The sequence below is a fragment of the Roseovarius halophilus (ex Wu et al. 2025) genome (assembly GCF_047086965.1).
Genome location: NZ_JBKOTX010000380.1, coordinates 1 through 2,830, shown reverse-complemented (window position 1 = coordinate 2,830; position 2,830 = coordinate 1). Strand labels below are relative to the sequence as shown.

Genomic DNA, 2,830 nt, shown 5'->3' with positions numbered 1-2,830 from the left:
CCTGCGCGGCGTGCGCGGTGAAATGGTCGTGCTGCGCGCGCCCGACGTGGCGCTGTCGCGGCCCGTGCGGCTGCTGCACCCGCGCCACCCGCTTTACATCGTGCCGCGCGGCGACGGGGTGTTCATGCTGGGCGCCACGCAGCTTGAAACCGGCGGGCAGGGGCCGGCCACGCTGCGCTCCGTCGCGGAACTGCTAAATGCCGCCTATGCGCTCGACCCGGCCTTCGGCGAGGCCGAGGTTCTGGAAATCGGCGCCGATGCGCGCCCGGCCTTCCCCGACAACCTGCCGCGCATCCGGCGCCGGGGCGGCACGATTCACGTCAACGGCCTTTTCCGACACGGGTTCCTGCTGGCCCCCGCGCTGGCGCGGATGGTCGCCGACCTCGTGATCGAGGGCCAACATCCGGAGGTCATGGATGAAGATAACGGTCAACGGTGAAACGCGCGACGTGGCGGCGACAACGCTTGCCGGCGCGCTGTCCGAACTGGGATACGGCACGGCGCGTGTCGCGACGGCGGTGAACGGCGATTTCGTGCCGGCCGCCGCGCGCGAGGCGCACAGGATAACCGGGGGCGACCGGCTGGAAATCCTCGCGCCGCGTCAGGGGGGCTGAGATGCTGGAGCTTTACGGCACAACCTTGCCGTCGCGCCTGATGCTGGGCACGGCGCAATATCCCTCCCCGGCGGTGCTGGCCGAGGCGGTCAGGCGCTCGGGCGCGGGGGTCGTCACGGTCTCGCTGCGCCGCGAATCCGCGGCCGGCGGCGATGGCGATGGCTTCCGGGACCTGATCCGCGACCTTGACCTGCCGGTCCTGCCCAACACCGCCGGATGCCACAGCGTGCGCGAGGCGGTGACGACCGCCCACATGGCCCGGGACCTTTTCGATACCGACTGGATCAAGCTGGAGGTGATCGGCCATGCCGATACCCTGCAGCCCGATCCGTTCGGGCTGGTCGAGGCGGCGCGCATCCTGACGGAGGACGGATTCCGCGTTTTCCCGTACACGACCGAGGACGGCGTGCTGGGCGGCAGGCTGCTGGATGCGGGCTGCGAGGTGCTGATGCCGTGGGGCGCGCCCATCGGCACGGGGCAGGGGCTCAACAACCTGTACGGGCTGCGCACCCTGCGCGCCCAGTTTCCCGGGGTGCCGATGGTCATCGACGCGGGGCTCGGCCTGCCCAGCCATGCCGCGCAGGCGATGGAACTGGGCTTCGATGCCGTTCTGCTCAACACCGCGGTGGCCAAGGCGGGCGATCCCGCGGCCATGGCCGAGGGGTTCGCCCGCGCGATCGACGCCGGGCGGCTGGCCCACGGCGCCGACCCGATGGAGCCGCGCGACATGGCCGCCCCCTCGACCCCGGTTCTGGGTCTGGCGGTGCTGGAATGACCCTGCCGCGCTTCTACCCGATATTCGACGATCCGGCATGGCTGGAACGCACCCTGCCGCTCGGTGTCCGGCTGGTGCAACTGCGGATCAAGGATGCGTCGGGGCCTTCCCTGACCGACATGCTGCGGCGGGGCCGGGACCTATGCCGCGCGCATGGCGCGACGCTGGTGGTGAATGACCATTGGAAGGCGGCGATCGACCTTGGCTGCGAGTGGGTGCATCTGGGGCAGGAGGATCTGGACGCGGCCGACCTGCCCGCGATCCGCCGCGCCGGGATCCGCGTCGGCATCTCGACCCATGACGAGGCCGAACTTTCGCGGGCCTTGTCCTGCACCCCCGATTACGTGGCCCTCGGGCCGGTCTGGCCCACGATCCTCAAGCAGATGAAATGGCATGAACAGGGGCTTGACCGGGTGCGCGATTGGAAAACCCGTATCGGTGACCTGCCGCTGGTCACCATTGGCGGGCTGAGCGTAGCGCGCGCCCCGGCGGCTTTCGCCGCGGGCGCCGATGTGGCGTCTGTCGTCACCGACATCACGCTCAACCCGGACCCCGAGGCGCGCATCCGTGACTGGCTGGAGGTGACGCGATGACCCGCTATGCGCGGCAGCAGGCGGTGCCCGCGTTCGGCGCCGGGGGGCAGGCGCGCCTGCGTGCCGCCCATGTTCTGATCGTCGGCGCCGGCGGGCTGGCCGCGCCGGTGCTGCAGTATCTAGTGGGGGCCGGTCTGGGCGCGATCCGGCTCGTTGATCCGGACCGCGTGAGCGAAAGCAACCTGCATCGGCAGACACTTTTCCGGACAGAAGATATCGGCAGGCCCAAGGTCGCCGTGGCGGCGGGCGCCATGCGCGGGCTCAATCCCGACTGCAGCGTTGAACCGGTGCCCGTACGGCTGGACCCGGCGAACGTGGCCGAACTGGCCCAGGGCTGCGACCTCGTGCTCGATTGCGCCGACAGTTTCGCGGTCAGTTACGTGCTGTCCGATCACTGCATGGCTGCGGGCCTGCCGCTCGTCAGCGCCTCGGTGGTCGGCATGGCGGGCTATGCCGGCGGGTTCTGCGGGGGGGCACCATCGCTGCGCGCGGTCTTTCCCGATCTGCCGCAACAATCGGGGTCCTGCGCAACGGATGGCGTGCTCGGGCCGGTCGTTGGCATCGTCGGCGCCATGCAGGCGCAGATGGCGTTGGCCGTGCTGGCGGGGAGCGGGGACTCGCCGCTCGGGCGGCTGGTCAGCTTCGACGCGCAGACATTCCGCCACGGCGGGTTCGGTTTCGCCGGGGCGCCGGAGCCTGCCACGCCGTTCCGCTTCATCGCGCCGGACATGATCGCCGGGGATGATTTCCTTGTCGATCTGCGCGCCACGTCCGAGGCGCCGCCACTGCGGCCGTGGGCGCGGCGGCAGTCGGTGGACGATTTCGGCCCCGGCGGACCCTGCCCCGCC

Annotated in this window: 5 protein-coding genes; all 5 read left to right on the top strand. The window is 70.8% G+C overall.

Going from position 1 to position 2,830, the window contains the following annotated elements; all coding sequences use genetic code 11:
* Nucleotides 1-439 (top strand): FAD-dependent oxidoreductase (locus tag ACH107_RS31770; protein ID WP_412509630.1); only part of this gene is annotated, 439 nt, incomplete at its 5' end.
* Nucleotides 417-614, top strand: coding sequence for a sulfur carrier protein ThiS (thiS, locus tag ACH107_RS31765; RefSeq protein WP_412509629.1), 198 nt, complete (start codon nt 417-419; stop codon nt 612-614). The genes ACH107_RS31770 and thiS, both read left to right, overlap by 23 nt.
* 1 nt (nt 615) lies before the next feature.
* Complete coding sequence (locus ACH107_RS31760; RefSeq protein WP_412509628.1) at nt 616-1,389, top strand: thiazole synthase; 774 nt, start codon at nt 616-618, stop codon at nt 1,387-1,389.
* Nucleotides 1,386-1,982 carry a thiamine phosphate synthase gene (locus tag ACH107_RS31755; protein WP_412509627.1) on the top strand — a complete coding sequence of 199 codons (597 nt, stop codon included), beginning with the start codon at nt 1,386-1,388 and terminating at the stop codon, nt 1,980-1,982. Before ACH107_RS31760 ends, ACH107_RS31755 begins: the two co-directional genes overlap by 4 nt.
* Nucleotides 1,979-2,830 (top strand): HesA/MoeB/ThiF family protein (locus ACH107_RS31750; protein WP_412509626.1); only part of this gene is annotated, 852 nt, incomplete at its 3' end. The genes ACH107_RS31755 and ACH107_RS31750, both read left to right, overlap by 4 nt.

Excerpts from the sequence above, each read along its gene's own strand:
- ACH107_RS31760 (WP_412509628.1), top strand. The coding sequence starts at position 616 with ATGCTGGAGCTTTACGGCACAACCTTGCCGTCGCGCCTGATGCTGGGC.
- thiS (WP_412509629.1), top strand. The coding sequence starts at position 417 with ATGAAGATAACGGTCAACGGTGAAACGCGCGACGTGGCGGCGACAACG.
- ACH107_RS31755 (WP_412509627.1), top strand. The coding sequence starts at position 1,386 with ATGACCCTGCCGCGCTTCTACCCGATATTCGACGATCCGGCATGGCTG.